Here is a 16,123-nt window from a genome sequence, read left to right as displayed (position 1 = left end):
GACCGGCTGGCTTTTCGGTTCCATCACCGGAGCCTGCCAGTCTGGATTCCCGCCTCCGCGGGAATGACGAACGGCGGGAAATCAGCCCGCGCGCAACGCCCGTTCACCCTCGATCATATAGTCGCGCGTCAGCGGCAGCGTCATCCGGCTCTTCGACAGCTGGATCTGGTAATTGACCATCCCCCCGGTCCGGAACGCCGCCGCCGCGCCCGCGAGGTAGAAAGTCCACATCCGGTAGAAGCGCTCGTCATACAGCGCGACGATCGCGTCCTTCGCCGCGACGGTCCGGTCGTACCAATGGTCGATCGTCAGCGCGTAATGGACGCGCAGCACCTCGATATCGGTCGGGAAGAACTTCAGCCCCTCATAGCCGCGGACGATCTCCGACAGCGCGGGGTTGTAGCCGCCGGGGAAGATATACTTGGTCGTGAAGGTGTCGGTCACGCCGGGCCCGCCCATGCGGCCGATCGTGTGGAGCAGCATCACCCCGTCAGCGCTCAGCAGGTCGCGGCACTTGCGGAAGAACGTCTTGTACTGCGGCGGGCCGACATGCTCGAACATGCCGACCGACACGATCCGGTCGAACGTACCCGTCAGCGCGCGATAGTCGATCAGCTCGAACTTCACCTTGTCCGCGACGCCGGCCTCCTCGGCGCGGCGCCGCGCGACCTTCAGCTGTTCCTCGCTCAGCGTGACACCCAGGACCTCGGCGCCCGTCTTGGCGTGCAGGTACAGCGCCATGCCGCCCCAGCCGCAGCCGATGTCGAGCACGCGCATGCCGGGCTGGATCGCGAGCTTCGTGGCGATATGCGCCTTCTTGTCGTCCTGCGCCTGTTCCAGGCTGTTGCCGGCATCGGTGAAGTACGCGCACGAATATTGGCGATCGGCGTCGAGGAACAGGTCGTAGAGCCGGTCGGACAGGTCGTAATGATGCGCGACGTTCTTCTTTGACCGGCGTGCCATGTTCACCCGGTCGACGCGGTGGACGACCTTGTCGAGCAGCTTGATCGGCAGCGAGGGATTGAGCCCGCCGCCGCGCTCCCACGGGCTGTTGCCCTTGAGCAGGTTGACGAGGTCGCGAATGTCGCCGCGCTCGATCACCAGGCGGCCGTCCATGAACGCTTCCGCTGCGCCCAGCGCCGGGTGGCGGACGATCGCGCCCGCAACACCTGGGGCGGTGAGGCGGATCGTGACGGGGTTGTAGGCAGGGTCGGGCGTGCCGAACTGCTTGGTGGTACCGTCCGCGTGGATCAGCGTGAGTTCGCCGGTTTTTACCTGCCGGGCGAGAAAGCGATCGAATAGGGCCATGTCGCGTTAGCTAATGACTGGTACGGAAATGCGCCACCCCCCGGGCGGCGTCAGATTCCCGCATACCAATCATAATCCACGTTATCTTCCCAATAGCCGCCCTTGCCCTTGCCGATCCCGGCCAGGCTGGCGACGGCGTCTATCGCCATGATATATTTGGCATGTTTGTAGCCAAGCTGACGTTCGACGCGCAGCCGGACGGGGGCGCCGTGCGCGACGTCCAGAATCTGATCATTCAACGCCCAGGCGAGAATCGTCTGTGGGTGGAATGCGTCGATCAGGTCGATCGACTCGTAATAGGGCGTGCCCCGGTACAGGTCGGCGCAGGTGAAGACGATGTAGCGCGCGGTGTCGCGGATCCCCGCGGCCTGTAACAGCGTGGCAAGCTTCGGGCCCTGCCACTTGGCGATCGCCGACCAGCCCTCGACACAGTCGTGCCGCGTGATCTGCGCGCGCGCGGGCATCTGGCGGAGCTGCGGCAGCGAGAGCGACAGCGGCCGGTCGACCAGCCCGCCGACGCGCAACCGATAGTCCGCGAAGTTGTTCACCAGCATCTCGGTATAGGCCGGGGTGCCGGGGTTGCGCGTGCCGTTCGACCGGAAGATCGGCGACATCTGCGCCGCGCTGAATTCAGGGACGAGCGCGTTGCGATCGGTCAGCGCGCGTTGCAGCCCGCGCTGCATCTCCTCGCCCATGAACAGGATCTTGCGCGCCTCGGGATGCTGGATGATCTTGTCGCACCCGGTAAGCAGCGCACCGGCGCCGACCGCCGCGCCGGCGACCAGCGAGCGGCGGGTGATGATGGTGCTCATGCGGCATCCTCCCCGGTATGCGCGGGGACGTGCCCCGGAACGGTAAAGCGTCCGGTGATCATCGATCGCACCTCGTTCCACGCGCCCGCCAGGATCACGAGCGCGAGGTGGGCGATGATGAACAGCACGAGCGCGACCATCGCGATGAAGTGGATCGACCGCGCCGACTGCCGCCCGCCGAAGATGTCGAGCAGCCATGGCCAGGCGGCATCCATCGCCGGCGACATCGCCAGCCCGGTGAGGATCATCACCGGCAGCAGGATGAAGATCGTCGCGACATAGGACAGCTTCTGCAGGATGTTGTACGCGGCGGGCCGCTTCGGATCGTGGAAGCGCAGCGCCAGATGCTCGCGCACGTCATGCGCCACTTCGCGCGGCGCAAGCTCACCCGCCCGGACGCGAAGGTCGCGCTGGAAATGCCGATTGAACAGGCTGACGATCATGAAGCCGAGCAGCGCGAACGACAGGACCAGTGCGAAGAACAGGTGCCAGCGTCGCGAGATGGCGAGGTTGTAGCTCGCCGGAATCGTCAGCAGGTTGATCAGCGTCACCACCCAGCCCGGCCACTGGTCGAGCGTCGTCCACGCCTGATCGAAGTTCGCACCATAGCGCCCCCAGTAGAATCGCGGATGCGCCTTCAAGATGCCGATCCCGCTGCCGATCATGATGAACATCGCCACCGCGGTGATCCAGTGCCACAGCCGCGTCGCGATCCGGTGGCGTTTGATGACGGTGACAGGGGCAGTGGCGATAGGGCGGGCGGGATCGTTCATGCTTGGCCTTCGCTTTAGGCGACAAGCTCCGACCATAGCAGGGATACGCGTATGACCGAATGGCATTCTTACGAACCGACGAGCGGCCATCGCCTGCCGCATGATCCGCTCAACGCGATCGTCGCGCCGCGCCCGATCGGCTGGGTGAGCACGCTGTCCGCGGACGGCGTACCCAATCTTGCGCCCTACAGCTTCTTCAACCTGTTCAACTACACCCCGCCGCTGATCGGCTTTTCGTCGATGGGGTGGAAGGACAGCGTCGCGAACATCGCCGCGACCGGCGAATTCGTCTGGAACCTCGTCAGCCGCGATCTGGGCGAGGCGATGAACGCGACCGCGGCCAATGTCGCGGCGGACGTCGACGAATTCGCACTCGCGGGGCTCGAAACGCTCGCCTCGCTGCACGTGAAGCCGCCGCGCGTCGCCGCGAGCCGCGCGCAGTTCGAATGCAAGGTGACGCAGATCGTCCGGCTGGAAACCAAGGAGGGCCGCGAACTCGACCAGTGGCTCGTGCTCGGCGAGGCGGTCGCGATCCATATCGACCCGGCGATGCTCGACGACGGCGTGTACCAGACCGCGCGCGGCGAACCGATCCTGCGCGGCGGCGGCCCGGCGGATTATTTCGCGATCACCGAGGAGTCGCTATTCAAGATGCGTCGGCCGGGTTGACCTGAGGAGGTTTGTTCACCCGCGAAGGCGGGTGCCCGGACTGCGTCCCCGCCTTCGCGGGGACACACGCCTCAGCCATACGCTCGCCAGAAGAACACGATCGTCGTTGCGATCGTCACCAGCAGCGTCCACACCCGAATGACCTTGGCGGGCAGCACCAGCCCGAGCTTCGCGCCGAAATGCCCGCCGACGATCCCGCCGAGGAGCATCGGTATGCACAGCGCCCAATAGACCATGCCGGTGGCGATGAAGATGATCGTCGCCGCGAGATTGGCGACCGCGAGCATCAGCGTGCGCGGTGCCGCAAGCATGGCGGGCGTCGCGCCCGACAACAGCCCCCAGGCGGCGGTCAGCATCAGCCCGACCCCGCCGCCGAAATAACCGCCATAGACGCCCAGCATCGCCTGCACCGCGACCAGCGATTTCGGCCCGATCTCGACCCGTGACCGCAGCCACAGCGACGCCTGCGTGCCGAACGCGATCGCCAGCGTCGCGAACAGCAGCAGCCACGGCACGATCAGGTCGAACGCGCGCGCCGAGGTCGCGACGAGCAACAGGCTGCCGACGAGCCCGCCGACGAAGGTGATCCCCGCCATCGTCCGCATGCCGACGCCCGACACCGGCTCAAGCCCGTGCCGATAGGTCCATGCGCTCGCCATCGCGCCGGGCTGGAGCGAGACGTTGCTCGTCGCATTGGCGAAGGTCGAGGGCAGGCCAAGCCCGATCAGCGCGGGCATCGTCGCGAAACTGCCGCCGCCCGCCAGCGCGTTCATCGCGCCGCCCAATAGTCCAGCCCCTGCCGCCAGTGCGACCGCACCGATCTCAAGCAAGCGCGGCTTCGCGATCCAGCTGCGCGCGGCTCTTCTTCTCGGACGCGGTCTTCAGCTGCCCGCAGGCCGCATCGATATCGCGACCGCGCGGGGTGCGCACCGGCGCCGAAATGCCCGCGCCGAACACGATGCTGGAGAACGACTTGATCCGCTCGGGCGTCGAGCATTCATAGGTCGCGCCCGGCCAGGGGTTGAACGGTATCAGGTTCACCTTGGCGGGCAGCTCGTATTTGCGCAGCAGCCGGACGAGTTCGTGCGCGTCGGCGTCCGAATCATTCTTGTCCTTCAGCATCACGTACTCGAACGTGATCCGGCGGGCATTGTTGGTGCCGGGATAGTCCGCGCAGGCCTGGAGCAGTTCCTCGATGCCGTATTTGCGGTTGAGCGGCACGATCTCGTCGCGCACCTCCTTGGTCACCGCGTGCAGCGACACCGCGAGGTTTACGCCGATCTCCGCGCCCGCGCGCGCCATCATCGGCACCACGCCGCTGGTCGACAGCGTGATCCGGCGCCGCGACAGCGCGAGCCCTGCGCCGTCCATCACCAGCTTCAGCGCGTCGCGGACATTCTCGAAATTATACAGCGGCTCGCCCATCCCCATCATCACGATGTTGGTGAGCATGCGGCCCTCGGGTTGGCTCGGCCATTCGCCGAGCGAATCGCGCGCGAGCATCACCTGGCCGACGATCTCGGCGGGCGTCAGGTTGCGCACCAGCCGCATCGTGCCGGTGTGGCAGAAGGTGCAGTTGAGCGTGCAGCCAACCTGACTCGACACGCACAAGGTGCCGCGATCCGCGTCGGGGATGAACACCATCTCGTAATCCTGCGCGTCGTCCGAGCGCAGCAGCCATTTGCGCGTGCCGTCGGTCGACACCTGCGCCTCGACCACATTGGGCCTGCTGATCACGAAGCGCTGCTCGAGCCACGGGTGCATCGTCTTCGAGATGTCGGTCATCGCCGAAAACTCGGTCGCGCCGCGATTGTAGATCCAGTGCCACAGCTGTTTCGCGCGCAGCTTGGCCTGTTTTTCCTCGAGCTGCGACGTCTCCAGCGCCATGCGCAGATCGGCGAGCGACAGCCCGAGCAGGTCGATACGCCCGTCGCTGCGCGGCACGAAGCTGCGGGGAACGGGCACGGGATCGATGTGCCCGGGGATGGGCATGAGGTTCGCGGCGGTCTGCATGGCCGGGCGCATAGCGGAATTTTGCCGATTTTTCTACAGGCTGCGTGGAGCGAAGCGTTGCCGCCATGATCACCACGCATAGCCCCACACAATAACACCTCCCCGGCGAAGGCCGGGGCCCAGTTGGGGGACGGAGGTAAGGACGGCCAGCCCGTCGTTACGACCACCTTTCCACCTGGGCCCCGGCCTCCGCCGGGGAGGCGCAGATGTTGGGCGCGCTCTTATCCCCCGCGACACGCCAGCACCGCGGCATCGATCGCGGTCGCCGCGCCCGACAGCGCATAGACATCCGCGAACGGCCGACCACCGACGCCGACCGCCTCGACGCTCATGCTCCGCCCCGATCGCAGCGCGGCGACGATCGCGCGGTCGCTAGGGGCATCGCTCGCCCATGCGTCCAGCCCGTTCGCGACCAGCGCGAACCGGCGTTCGCCGACCGTCAGCGTCACCCCGGCGGAGCGATCGCGCTCGCGGCTCAGGCGGATGTACAGCGAGGCGCGCAGGCCGCGCTTCGGCCAGGTCGCGATGGTCGCGAAACCCGTCGTGCGCCCACCCGCCATCACCGGCCGCGCGATCGCGTAGCAGCGCGGCGGCGCCGCGTCGCGGAACGCGCCCCATCCCCGGTAGATGCCGATCGTGTCGCGCGCCGTCGCCGGTGTCGCGACCGCGAAGGCCAGCAGCACCGCCAGCCTCACGCGGGGGCGAAGCCGGTGCCGCGGTGCGGAACGGTCGCGCGGCCCTGCTCGACCAGCGTCACCGACCCTTGCGGCAACCCGGGCGCAACCGCGGTGCCGAGCACCGGATCGACCGGCGCACCCGTCATCGCGCCCAGCATCACCCGGCTCGAAATCCCGTGCATGATCACCAGCCGGTCGCCCGGATCCTGCGCGGTGTCCGCCAGCCAGCCGCCGACCCGTGCCGCGATCTGGGGATAGGTCTCTCCGTCGGGCGCGGGCTTCAGGGTGCCGCCGGGCATCATCACCGGCCCGACCTCGTCGACCACATCGGCATAATAGCGGCCCCCCCACGACCCCATGTCGATCTCGACCAGCCGCGGGTCGGTGCGCGCATCGTGCCAGTCGAGCTCGAGATGCTCGCAGATCACCGCCAGCGTCTGCAGCGCGCGCCCGGTCGGCGACGCCCACAGCGTCAGCGCAGGCCTGGCCCCGAGCACGTCCCGCAGCGCACGGCCAAGCTCGTCGGCCTGCGCAAATCCGGCGCGCGTCAGCGGCGTGTGCGCGGCATTACCCTGCAACCGGTGCGCGGCGTTGAACACGGTTTCGCCGTGCCGCGCGACGAAATCCCGGCCAAGCCTGACGGGCGGTTTGCCGGTTGGACCGGGGTCCGCTGCGCTTTGCCGAGGGCTTGGAATCATGGCCCGCATTTCAACCCCCTGTTGCGCAAAAGCAACGGATTTCCGTGTTTATCTGGGGTTCATGCAACGCCTGTCGGATTGGTCCATTGGAGCCATCCACCCCGCGTTCGGGGGTGACGAAGATCAATGGAGTATCCCAATGCGTAAGCTTATCGCCGCATCGCTGTTCGCGACCACCGCCGTTGCCGCCCCCGCGCTGGCACAGACCAACCCGACCTTCACCGGCCCGCGCGTCGAGGCCACGCTCGGCTACGACCACACCGGCGCCGGCAGCAGCGTGTCCAACAACAACGGGCGCGACGACCAGAAGATCGACGGCCTGCTTTACGGCGGCGGCATCGGCTACGACATCGCGACCTCGAGCAACATCGTGCTCGGCGCCGAGGCCGAACTGACCGGCTCGACCGCGAAGAGCGACCGCAACGACTATACCAGCGACTTCGGTTTCGGTCGCGTCAAGCAGGGCCGCGACATCTATGTCGGAGGTCGCGTCGGCTATGTCGTCGCGCCGACGACCATTATCTATGCGAAGGGCGGCTACACCAACGCCAAGCTGAACGTTCTGGCGGGCGACACCAACCAGACCACCGACACCGACTTCAACCTCGACGGCTGGCGCATCGGCGCGGGTGCCGAGCATGCGGTCGGCCCGAACAGCTATGCCAAGCTCGAATATCGCTATTCGAACTATGAGCGCAGCAACATCGACTATGCGACCGGCGGCACCAGCGGCCGATTCGACGTCGACACCGATCGTCATCAGGTCGTTGCCAGCTATGGCTTCCGCTTCTGATTGCGGTTTAACGCGACGTTTACCGTGATCAAAGAAGGGTCGGGGCGCTTGCTCCGACCCTTTATTGTTGGGTAAGCCATCTGCGGATTGCCCCCAGCCCCGAATCCGGCTGTGGAGGCCGGGGGAATTTTGATGAAGGCGACGATCGAACGCGCAACGCTCCTCAAGGGGCTGAGCCATGTCCAGTCCGTGGTGGAACGGCGCAACACCATCCCCATCCTGTCGAACGTGCTGATCGAGGCGACTGCCGAAGGCACGCTGAAGCTGATGGCGACCGATCTGGATCTGCAGATCAACGAATCGATCGCAGCCGCGGTCGACCAGCCCGGCGCGACCACCGTGTCCGCGCACACGCTGTTCGACATCGCGCGCAAACTGCCCGAGGGCAGCCAGGTCCAGCTCGCCGCCTCCGAAGGCCGGATGAGCATCATCGCGGGCCGCGCACGCTTCTCGCTCGGCACGCTGCCGCGCGACGATTTCCCGGTGATCGCGGAAGGGGAGCTGCCGACCCAGTTCGAACTGCCCGCCGAGACATTGAAGCAGATCATCGACAAGACTCGCTTTGCGATCTCGACCGAAGAGACGCGCTATTATCTCAACGGCATCTTCCTCCACGTCGCGGACGGTGACAGCGCGAACCCGGTGCTGAAGGCCGCCGCGACCGACGGCCACCGCCTCGCGCGCGTCACGCTGCCGCGGCCCGAGGGCGCCGAATCGATGCCCGACGTGATCGTGCCGCGCAAATGCATCGCCGAACTGCGCAAGTTGCTCGACGAGGTCGACGGCTCGGTCGGCGTGTCGCTGTCGCCGACCAAGATCCGCTTCGACCTCGGCCAGGCGATCCTGACCTCAAAGCTGATCGACGGCACCTTCCCCGATTACAGCCGCGTGATCCCGACCGGCAACGACAAGATCCTCAAGATCGACCCCAAGAGCTTCATGGAAGGCGTCGACCGCGTGTCGACCATCGCCACCGAGAAGACCCGCGCGGTCAAGATGGCGCTCGACCGCGACAAGATCACGCTGTCGGTGACCTCGCCCGAAAACGGCACCGCTGCGGAGGAAGTCCCCGGCGATTATGTCGCGCTCCCGTTCGAGATCGGCTTCAACAGCCGCTATCTGATGGACATCCTCGCGCAGATCGACGGCGACATGGTCGAGGTCCACCTCGCCGACGCCGCCGCCCCGACGCTGATCCGCGAGAACGACAAGTCGCCCGCGCTCTACGTGCTGATGCCGATGCGCGTCTGACCGGCGCACGCTGGCGATCGATCGAAAGGCCATCCTGCGGGGTGGCCTTTTTCGTTTGAAGGCTCGAGCGGATCTGATACTGACATTGCTGTTAGTAAGGAGTCGACTCGATGGCGAAGCTTCCTCCCTTTCCTGGTACGACCGGTCGTCGCGACTGGCGGACCGCGATGGATGCGATCCGGAAGCTCCTCGCCAATGGCGACGACACGACTCAGGTGTTCCGGATCATGCGTGCGCTGAACGTCGGCAACGCGCCGATGAACTATGCGCGGCTGATCGCGACCGAGCGGGGCGGGCGGATCGCCTATGAGCAAGTCGAGCTCGCACGGCGCTTCTCCGATCCGGCATTCGTCGCGAGCTTTGCACCCGGCACGGTCGGCGCGGCCTATCGCCATTTCCTCGAGACGACGGGCTATTCGGCGGACGGGCTGGTCGAGGTGTCGCGGCTGGTGCCGAGCGAGGACGATCTGGCGCATCCCTATGCGTGGTTCGGCCGGCGGGTGCGCGACACGCATGACATCTGGCACGTGCTGACCGGCTACAAGGCGGACGAGAGTCTCGGTGAGGCGGCGCTCGTCGCGTTCAGCTATGCGCAGGTCGGCGGGCTCGGCTGGGCGCTGATCGGGTCGGCGGCGGCGCTCAAGAGTCTCCGCGTCACCGGCAACGCCTTGTTCGCCAAGGCGGTCTGGGAAGGCTATCGCAATGGCCGCAAGGCAAAGTGGATTTCGGGCGAGGATTATCTGACCCTGCTGCACGAGCCACTCGATGCGGCACGCGCGCGGCTCGGGATCGCGACGCCGGTCGCCTATCTGCACGCGCAGCGCGAACTCGGTCCCGTGCTCGCCTCCTATCTGAGCGCGCAGAAGGCGGGGGCGGGCACCGGGCCCGAGCGGATCGCCGCCTGACGCGAAGGCTGACAGCGCACCGGGTCTGTCGCGGGCGGTCCTGACCAGACCGATCGCCGACTCCGCTCAGGGCGAACGGAAAAGGGCGATGCACTCGGCTGCAAAACTCCTTTAAGGCCGGTGCGATGCTGTCGCGCCTCGTCCTCACCGATTTCCGCAATCATGCCGACCTGACGCTCCAGCCGGGGGCGGGGTTCGTGGTGCTGACCGGCGCGAACGGCGCGGGCAAGACCAACATCCTCGAGGCGGTCTCGCTGCTCGCCCCCGGCCGGGGGCTGCGCCGGGCGGCGCTCGGCGAGATGGCGCGGCAGGGCGGTGCGGGCGGTTTCGGCGTCGCGACGACGCTCTGCCCCTCCGCGCGAGGTGAGACTTCCGTAGCTGGGGACGAACGCGACCAACATGCCGACGCTGGTAGCCACATCGGCGATGTCGATATCGCGACCGGCGCGCTGACATCGGCGCCTGAGCGCCGCATCGTCCGCGTCCAGGGTGCGACCACCACCGCCAATACGCTCGCCGAGTGGCTGACGGTGTTGTGGCTCACCCCCGCGATGGACCGGCTGTTCGTCGCCCCCGCGGGCGAACGCCGCGGCTTTCTCGACCGGCTGACGCTCGCGCTCGCACCCGGGCACGCGCATCATGCCGCGCGCTACGAGGCGGCGATGCGCGCGCGCAACCGGCTGCTCGGCGACGAAGGCCGTCCCGATGGCGACTGGCTGTCCGCGCTGGAGGCGCAGATGGCCGACCATGGCGACGCGCTCGATGCCGCGCGCCGCGAAACGGTCGACCTGCTCGGCGCGCGGCTGGCGGGCGGGACGGACGGCGCATTTCCGCGTGCAGGCCTCGCGCTCGACGGCTGGGCCGGCGATGCCGCGCCGCTCGCGGTCGCGCTCGCGCAGGGTCGCGCGCGCGATGCCGCTGCCGGGCGGACCCTGGTCGGGCCGCACCGTGTCGACCTTATCGTCACGCACCACGACAAGGCACGCGCCGCGTCGCTCGCCTCGACCGGCGAGCAGAAGGCGCTGCTGCTCGGCATCGTCCTCGCGCATGCCGAGCTGGTCGCCGAGCGGACTGGCCAGCCCCCGGTCCTGCTGCTCGACGAGGTCGCGGCACATCTCGATCCGGCCCGCCGCGCGGCGCTGTTCGATCGGCTGGCGGGGCGCGGGCAGGTGTGGATGACCGGCACCGAGGACGCACTGTTCGATGCGATCGACGCGCAGGCGACGCGGATCGCGGTCGGGCCTGGCTGAACGCGCGCTGTCGATGCGCGTCACGAGGGGTTCAAGCGGGCGCGGGCAAATCCTGGTCCATCGCGCCCCGGTCCATAGCGGGGGCGACGGAGAGACATGATGAAGACGACTATCGCACGCGCCGCATTCGGACTGGTCATGATCGCGGCAACCACCACACCGGCATTCGCGCAGGCGCGCTATGACATGAGCAACCCGCCTTGGTCGCGCCCCGGTTACAGGCTGGCGGGTGCCGGCGTGCCGATCCTGTTCCCTGAGCTGCGCAATACGCCGCGCGGTCGCACGTTCGTGATGCCCAATTTCGACGCGAACGGCGATGGTCGGATCAACCGGCAGGAAGCCGGTGACGCCAACCGCGAATTCGCCCGCATCGCCGGGCCGCGTCGCGACCGGTTCGACTGGAACGCCTATGGCCGCGACCCGGGAGGATATCGCGGTGACCGCGGCGGCGGCACCACTGTGGTCGAGACCACCACGACGTGGGACCGCGGCGCGATGCGCAACTATGGCTTCCGCCAGACGCCACGCGGCGCGACGCTGACCCTGCTGGAGGACGTGCTGTTCCGCACCGACAGCGCGGTGCTGCGCCCCGGAGCGATCGAGAAGCTGCGCCCGCTCGCCGGCTATCTGCGCGGCAATCCGGGCGTCCGCGTCGCGATCGACGGTTTCACCGATTCGCGCGGGTCCGATGCGCACAACCAGGATCTGTCCGAGCGTCGCGCGGCGAGCGTCCGTCAGGCGTTCGACGACATGGACGTCGTCCGCGCCCGCTTCAGCGTCGTCGGCCACGGCGAGCGCCAGCCGGTCGCGACCAACGGCACCGCCGCCGGCATGCGCCTCAACCGCCGGGTCGAAGTTACCCTGCTCGGCCAGCGCGCCGACCGCTTCTGACCACCAACTCCCTCTCCCCCCGGGGGAGAGGGAAGGGGCCCGCGGCCCTTGCCGTGGGAAGGGTGAGGGCAAGTGAGGCTCGGGAGCGCGCCCCGACACCCCCTCACCCTTCCGTCGCCTGCGGCTCCTCCCTCCCTCTCCCCCGAGGGGAGAGGGGCAGGCCCGCCTCCACCACCCCGGCGAAGGCCGGGGCCCAGGTGGGGGACGTCTCAAACGGAAGGGGTCGCTGCGTTACAACGACCTTTCCAACTGGGCCCCGGCCTCCGCCGGGGAGGCGGCGTGTTTGGAGCAAGGCCAGAGCCGACCGCTGTCCTACGCCTCACGACCCGACCCCCGCGCCACAGGGCCATTTCGCTTCCGTTTCGGGCGTGCGATGCCTATATGCTGGGCATGGCATCCAACCCTGAATCCAACAATCCCAACCTGCCCAACCAGGGCGACTATGGCGCAGACTCGATCAAGGTCCTCAAGGGCCTCGACGCGGTCCGCAAGCGCCCCGGCATGTATATTGGCGACACCGACGACGGGTCGGGCCTCCACCACATGGTGTTCGAGGTCAGCGACAACGCGATCGACGAGGCGCTTGCCGGGCATTGCGACCGGATCGACATCGTCCTGAACGCCGACGGATCGGTCAGCGTCACCGACAATGGCCGCGGTATCCCGACCGGCATCCACACCGAGGAAGGCGTGTCGGCAGCCGAGGTCATCATGACCCAGCTCCACGCCGGCGGTAAGTTCGAGAACACGAGCGACGAGAACGCGTACAAGGTCTCGGGCGGCCTGCACGGCGTCGGCGTCTCGGTTGTCAACGCGCTCAGCGAATGGCTCGACCTGACGATCTGGCGCGACGGCAAGGAGCATTACATGCGCTTCGCGTTCGGCGACGCGGTGCTCCCGCTCAAGATCGTCGGCGACGCGGCCGAGGGCCAGAAGGGGACGCGAGTCACCTTCTTCCCGTCGCCCGCGACCTTCAAGATCACCGATTTCGACTTCGACAAGCTCGAACATCGCTACCGCGAGCTCGCCTTCCTCAATTCGGGCGTGCGCCTGTTCCTGACCGACGCACGGCATGAGGAACTGAAGACCGTCGAGCTCTATTACGAAGGCGGGATCGCCGCGTTCGTGAAGTATCTTGATCGCGCCAAGCTGCCGCTGATGCCCGAGCCGGTCGCGATTTCGGGTACGCGCGACGACGTCACGATGGACGTCGCGCTGCAGTGGAACGACTCCTATTACGAGAACGTCCTCGCCTTCACGAACAACATCCCGCAGCGCGACGGCGGCACGCACATGGCCGCGTTCCGCGCCGCGCTGACGCGCACGCTCAACAATTATGCCGAGAAGTCGGGCCTGTTGAAGAAGGAAAAGGTCCAGCTCACCGGCGAGGACATGCGCGAGGGGCTGACCGCGATCGTCTCGGTCAAGCTGCCCGACCCGAAGTTCAGCAGCCAGACCAAGGACAAGCTCGTCTCGTCCGAAGTCCGCCAGCCCTTGGAAAGCCTGATGGCCGACAAGATGGCCGAATGGCTCGAAGAGAACCCCGCGCACGGCAAGGCGATCGTCGCCAAGATCATCGACGCCGCCGCCGCGCGCGAAGCCGCCAAGCGCGCGCGCGAACTGACCCGCCGCAAGGGCGTGATGGACATCGCCTCGCTGCCCGGCAAGCTCGCCGATTGCCAGGAGCGCGATCCTGCTAAGTCCGAGCTGTTCCTGGTCGAGGGTGACTCGGCTGGCGGTTCGGCCAAGCAGGGCCGCGATCGCCATTTCCAGGCGATCCTTCCCTTGCGCGGGAAGATCCTCAACACCGAGCGCGCGCGCGAGGACCGCATGTTGTCGAGCCGCGAGATCGGCACGCTCATCACCGCGATGGGCACCGGCATCCGCGACGACTTCAACGCGGACAAGCTGCGCTACCACAAGATCGTCATCATGACCGACGCAGACGTCGACGGCGCGCACATCCGCACGCTGTTGCTGACGCTGTTCTACCGTCACATGCCCAAGATCATCGAAGGCGGCTATCTCTACATCGCGCAGCCGCCGCTCTACAAGGCGACCAAGGGCCGGTCCGAGATGTACCTGAAGGACGATGCCGCGCTCGATGAATATCTGGTCGATGCGGGCGTCGGGTCGATGGTCCTCGAAGGGCCCGGCGGCGCCCGCTCGGGTCGCGATCTGAAGGATCTGGTCGATCACGCGCGCCGCATGCGCACGCTGATGCGCTACGTCCCCAAGCGCTATGACGCGGGCATGATCGAGGCACTGGCGCTGGGCGGCGTGTTCGATCCCGAGGCATCGGTCGCCGACCGCACGTCGCGGCTCGAGATCGTCACGCGGCGCCTCGAACTCGACGACGGCGATGCGCGCTGGACCGCCGAGCTGACGCAGGATGGCGGCATCCATTTCCAGCGCGCGTGGCGCGGGGTGACCGATCACCACATCATCGAGGCGAGCTTCCTCGTCTCGGCCGAGGCGCGCAAGCTGCACGCTTTGTCGGCCGAGCAGTCGGACAGCTATGCGCGCACCTCGAACCTCGTCCCCGCGAGCAAGGCGGCGCACGCCGACGAGCCCGAAGCGGAGGACGCCGCAGAGACTGGGGCCGGCGTGATCGGGTCCGCCACCGCGGTCGCGACGCGCGGTTCGACGCAGGTGTCGCGCCCGAGCCATCTGCTCGACGCGATCCTCGCCGCCGGCCGCAAGGGCCTCGCGATCCAGCGCTACAAGGGGCTGGGCGAGATGAATGCGGAACAGCTGTGGGAAACCACGCTCGATCCGTCGGTCCGCTCGATGCTGCGCGTGACCGCGGTCAATGCCGAGAGCGCGAACGAGATCTTCACGCAGCTGATGGGCGAAGTCGTCGAGCCACGCCGTGAGTTCATCCAGGACAACGCGCTCAACGTCGCCAATCTCGACGTCTAGGGCGCGCCGCCCGGCCGGACCGACGCGCAGGGATCGTCCGATCCGGGTGCGTCAGTCCGGTTTGGCAAGGCGTGGCGCGTCGGTCTTGCGGATGATCGCGCCGAAATGCGTCTGGCCGTCCTCGCGCCACATCGACAGCGACAGGGCGACGCTCAGTTTCGACCCGCCGCGGTGCGTCGCCTCGAGGGTGACGGTCGCCCCGACCAGATGTGCCGCGCCGCGGGCCGCGAGCTGCTGCAGGCTCAGGGGATTACCCCGTTCTCGCGGATCGATGATGGCGATCGTCTGACCCAGCGCTTGGTCGGTGCTGAAACCGAACAGCGTCTCGCACGCCGCGTTCCAGACGATGATCCGGCCGTCATGATCCGCACATAGAATGCCATCGGGAGAGGTCGCGGCAAAATTGTCGAAGCGGGACCGGCCCGGGTCGGGCAGCTGCGGCACGTGGTTCGCCAGCGGCGACCCCTCACGCAGGCTGCGCGCAAGTTCGGGCGTGTCGAGCCAGCGTTCGCGGGGGGCAAGCCCGCCATCGACCGCGACATAGACCATCTCCGCCACGCTGCTGACGTTCAGCTTGCGCAGCGCCTGTGCGCGGTGCCCTTCGACCGTGCGCGGGCTGATCGCCATCGCCTGCGCGATCGCCTTGTTCGTCTGGCCGACGATCATCGCGCGCACGACATTGCGCTCGCGCTCGGTCAGCAGGTCGAGACGCGCGCGCGCCGCGCCACGCTGCAGCGTCCAGTTCACCAGCGTCGCGACCCGTTCGAACGCGCGGTCCAGCGCGGCCGCCAGCGTTTCGGGCTCGAGCGGCATGTCGAGCACCTCGGTCGCGCCCAGTTTCATCGCCTCGACGGTGACCGTCGCATCGGTCCGCGCCGTGATCGCGATCGCCGGCCAGCGGATGTCGCGTTGTGCCAGCGCGGAGAGCAGCCCCAGGCCGTGCGCCGGCGGCGTCCGCAGTTCGATCAGGATCGGCGCGGGCTTGAGCGTCGGCAATTGCTCGAGGAACAGGTCGGCATGGGCAAAAGGCCAGACCGTGATGCCCGACGGCTTCAGACAGGCCTGCAGATGCCGCCGCGTGCCGCTGTCGTCGTCGATGACGTATAGGATCATGGCTGCTCCGGTCGGTGGCGGTGCCAGGGGCCCGAAAATGGTGCCGCG

15 protein-coding genes are annotated in these 16,123 nt (G+C 67.5%); 7 read left to right on the top strand and 8 right to left on the bottom strand.

Going from position 1 to position 16,123, the window contains the following annotated elements; all coding sequences use genetic code 11:
* Positions 1-81: 81 nt before the first annotated feature.
* Genes GV027_RS11225 through GV027_RS11215 form a run of 3 tightly spaced genes read right to left on the bottom strand, consistent with a single transcriptional unit; the run spans position 82 to position 2,893 of the window.
* Positions 82-1,308 (bottom strand): SAM-dependent methyltransferase, encoded by a 1,227-nt coding sequence (locus GV027_RS11225; protein WP_159511932.1) that lies wholly within the window; start codon positions 1,306-1,308, stop codon positions 82-84.
* Positions 1,309-1,358: 50 nt separating this feature from the next.
* Positions 1,359-2,120, bottom strand: coding sequence for a molybdopterin-dependent oxidoreductase (locus tag GV027_RS11220; protein ID WP_159511931.1), 762 nt, complete (start codon positions 2,118-2,120; stop codon positions 1,359-1,361).
* Positions 2,117-2,893 (bottom strand): cytochrome b/b6 domain-containing protein, encoded by a 777-nt coding sequence (locus GV027_RS11215; protein WP_031396583.1) that lies wholly within the window; start codon positions 2,891-2,893, stop codon positions 2,117-2,119. The genes GV027_RS11220 and GV027_RS11215 overlap by 4 nt, the downstream gene beginning before the upstream one ends.
* Positions 2,894-2,944: 51 nt before the next feature.
* Here GV027_RS11215 and GV027_RS11210 point away from each other — a divergent pair, with 51 nt between their 5' ends.
* Complete coding sequence (locus tag GV027_RS11210) at positions 2,945-3,562, top strand: flavin reductase family protein (protein ID WP_159511930.1); 618 nt, start codon at positions 2,945-2,947, stop codon at positions 3,560-3,562.
* A gap of 71 nt (positions 3,563-3,633) precedes the next feature.
* On the opposite strand, the gene GV027_RS11205 is transcribed toward GV027_RS11210, so the two are convergent.
* The 4 genes from GV027_RS11205 to GV027_RS11190 all read right to left on the bottom strand — a co-directional run bounded on the left by GV027_RS11205 (position 3,634) and on the right by GV027_RS11190 (position 6,950).
* Positions 3,634-4,392 carry a sulfite exporter TauE/SafE family protein gene (locus GV027_RS11205; protein ID WP_159511929.1) on the bottom strand — a complete coding sequence of 253 codons (759 nt, stop codon included), beginning with the start codon at positions 4,390-4,392 and terminating at the stop codon, positions 3,634-3,636.
* Complete coding sequence (gene rlmN, locus GV027_RS11200; protein WP_201302611.1) at positions 4,385-5,575, bottom strand: 23S rRNA (adenine(2503)-C(2))-methyltransferase RlmN; 1,191 nt, start codon at positions 5,573-5,575, stop codon at positions 4,385-4,387. The genes GV027_RS11205 and rlmN overlap by 8 nt, the downstream gene beginning before the upstream one ends.
* Positions 5,576-5,796: 221 nt before the next feature.
* The gene (locus GV027_RS11195; RefSeq protein ID WP_442800382.1) at positions 5,797-6,255 is read right to left on the bottom strand and encodes an invasion associated locus B family protein; all 459 of its coding nucleotides are present in this window, start codon (positions 6,253-6,255) and stop codon (positions 5,797-5,799) included.
* 11 nt (positions 6,256-6,266) lie between these two features.
* Positions 6,267-6,950, bottom strand: a complete 684-nt coding sequence (locus tag GV027_RS11190) for a histidine phosphatase family protein (RefSeq protein WP_159511927.1) — start codon at positions 6,948-6,950, stop codon at positions 6,267-6,269.
* A gap of 139 nt (positions 6,951-7,089) precedes the next feature.
* Between GV027_RS11190 and GV027_RS11185 the strand changes: the two genes are divergently transcribed.
* The 6 genes from GV027_RS11185 to gyrB all read left to right on the top strand — a co-directional run bounded on the left by GV027_RS11185 (position 7,090) and on the right by gyrB (position 14,962).
* Positions 7,090-7,743, top strand: coding sequence for an outer membrane protein (locus GV027_RS11185; RefSeq protein ID WP_159511926.1), 654 nt, complete (start codon positions 7,090-7,092; stop codon positions 7,741-7,743).
* Positions 7,744-7,875: 132 nt separating this feature from the next.
* Positions 7,876-8,994, top strand: a complete 1,119-nt coding sequence (gene dnaN, locus GV027_RS11180) for a DNA polymerase III subunit beta (RefSeq protein ID WP_031395114.1) — start codon at positions 7,876-7,878, stop codon at positions 8,992-8,994.
* Positions 8,995-9,104: 110 nt separating this feature from the next.
* Complete coding sequence (locus GV027_RS11175) at positions 9,105-9,899, top strand: Coq4 family protein (RefSeq protein ID WP_159511925.1); 795 nt, start codon at positions 9,105-9,107, stop codon at positions 9,897-9,899.
* A 125-nt stretch (positions 9,900-10,024) separates the two neighbouring features.
* Positions 10,025-11,149: a DNA replication/repair protein RecF gene (gene recF / locus GV027_RS11170; protein WP_159511924.1), complete on the top strand. Its 1,125-nt coding sequence runs from the start codon at positions 10,025-10,027 to the stop codon at positions 11,147-11,149.
* Between the two features lie 99 nt (positions 11,150-11,248).
* Positions 11,249-12,040: an OmpA family protein gene (locus GV027_RS11165; protein ID WP_236559180.1), complete on the top strand. Its 792-nt coding sequence runs from the start codon at positions 11,249-11,251 to the stop codon at positions 12,038-12,040.
* Between the two features lie 390 nt (positions 12,041-12,430).
* Positions 12,431-14,962, top strand: a complete 2,532-nt coding sequence (gyrB, locus tag GV027_RS11160) for a DNA topoisomerase (ATP-hydrolyzing) subunit B (protein ID WP_031440465.1) — start codon at positions 12,431-12,433, stop codon at positions 14,960-14,962.
* Between the two features lie 51 nt (positions 14,963-15,013).
* Here the strand turns inward: gyrB and GV027_RS11155 are convergent, their stop codons facing one another.
* The gene (locus tag GV027_RS11155; protein ID WP_159511922.1) at positions 15,014-16,075 is read right to left on the bottom strand and encodes a LuxR C-terminal-related transcriptional regulator; all 1,062 of its coding nucleotides are present in this window, start codon (positions 16,073-16,075) and stop codon (positions 15,014-15,016) included.
* Between the last annotated feature and the right edge of the window lie 48 nt (positions 16,076-16,123).

This window comes from Sphingomonas sp. T1 (assembly GCF_902506585.1).
Lineage (GTDB): Bacteria > Pseudomonadota > Alphaproteobacteria > Sphingomonadales > Sphingomonadaceae > Sphingomonas > Sphingomonas aerolata.
The sequence above is the reverse complement of the archived record's forward strand: the minus strand, read 5'-3'. Positions and strand labels throughout refer to the sequence as shown.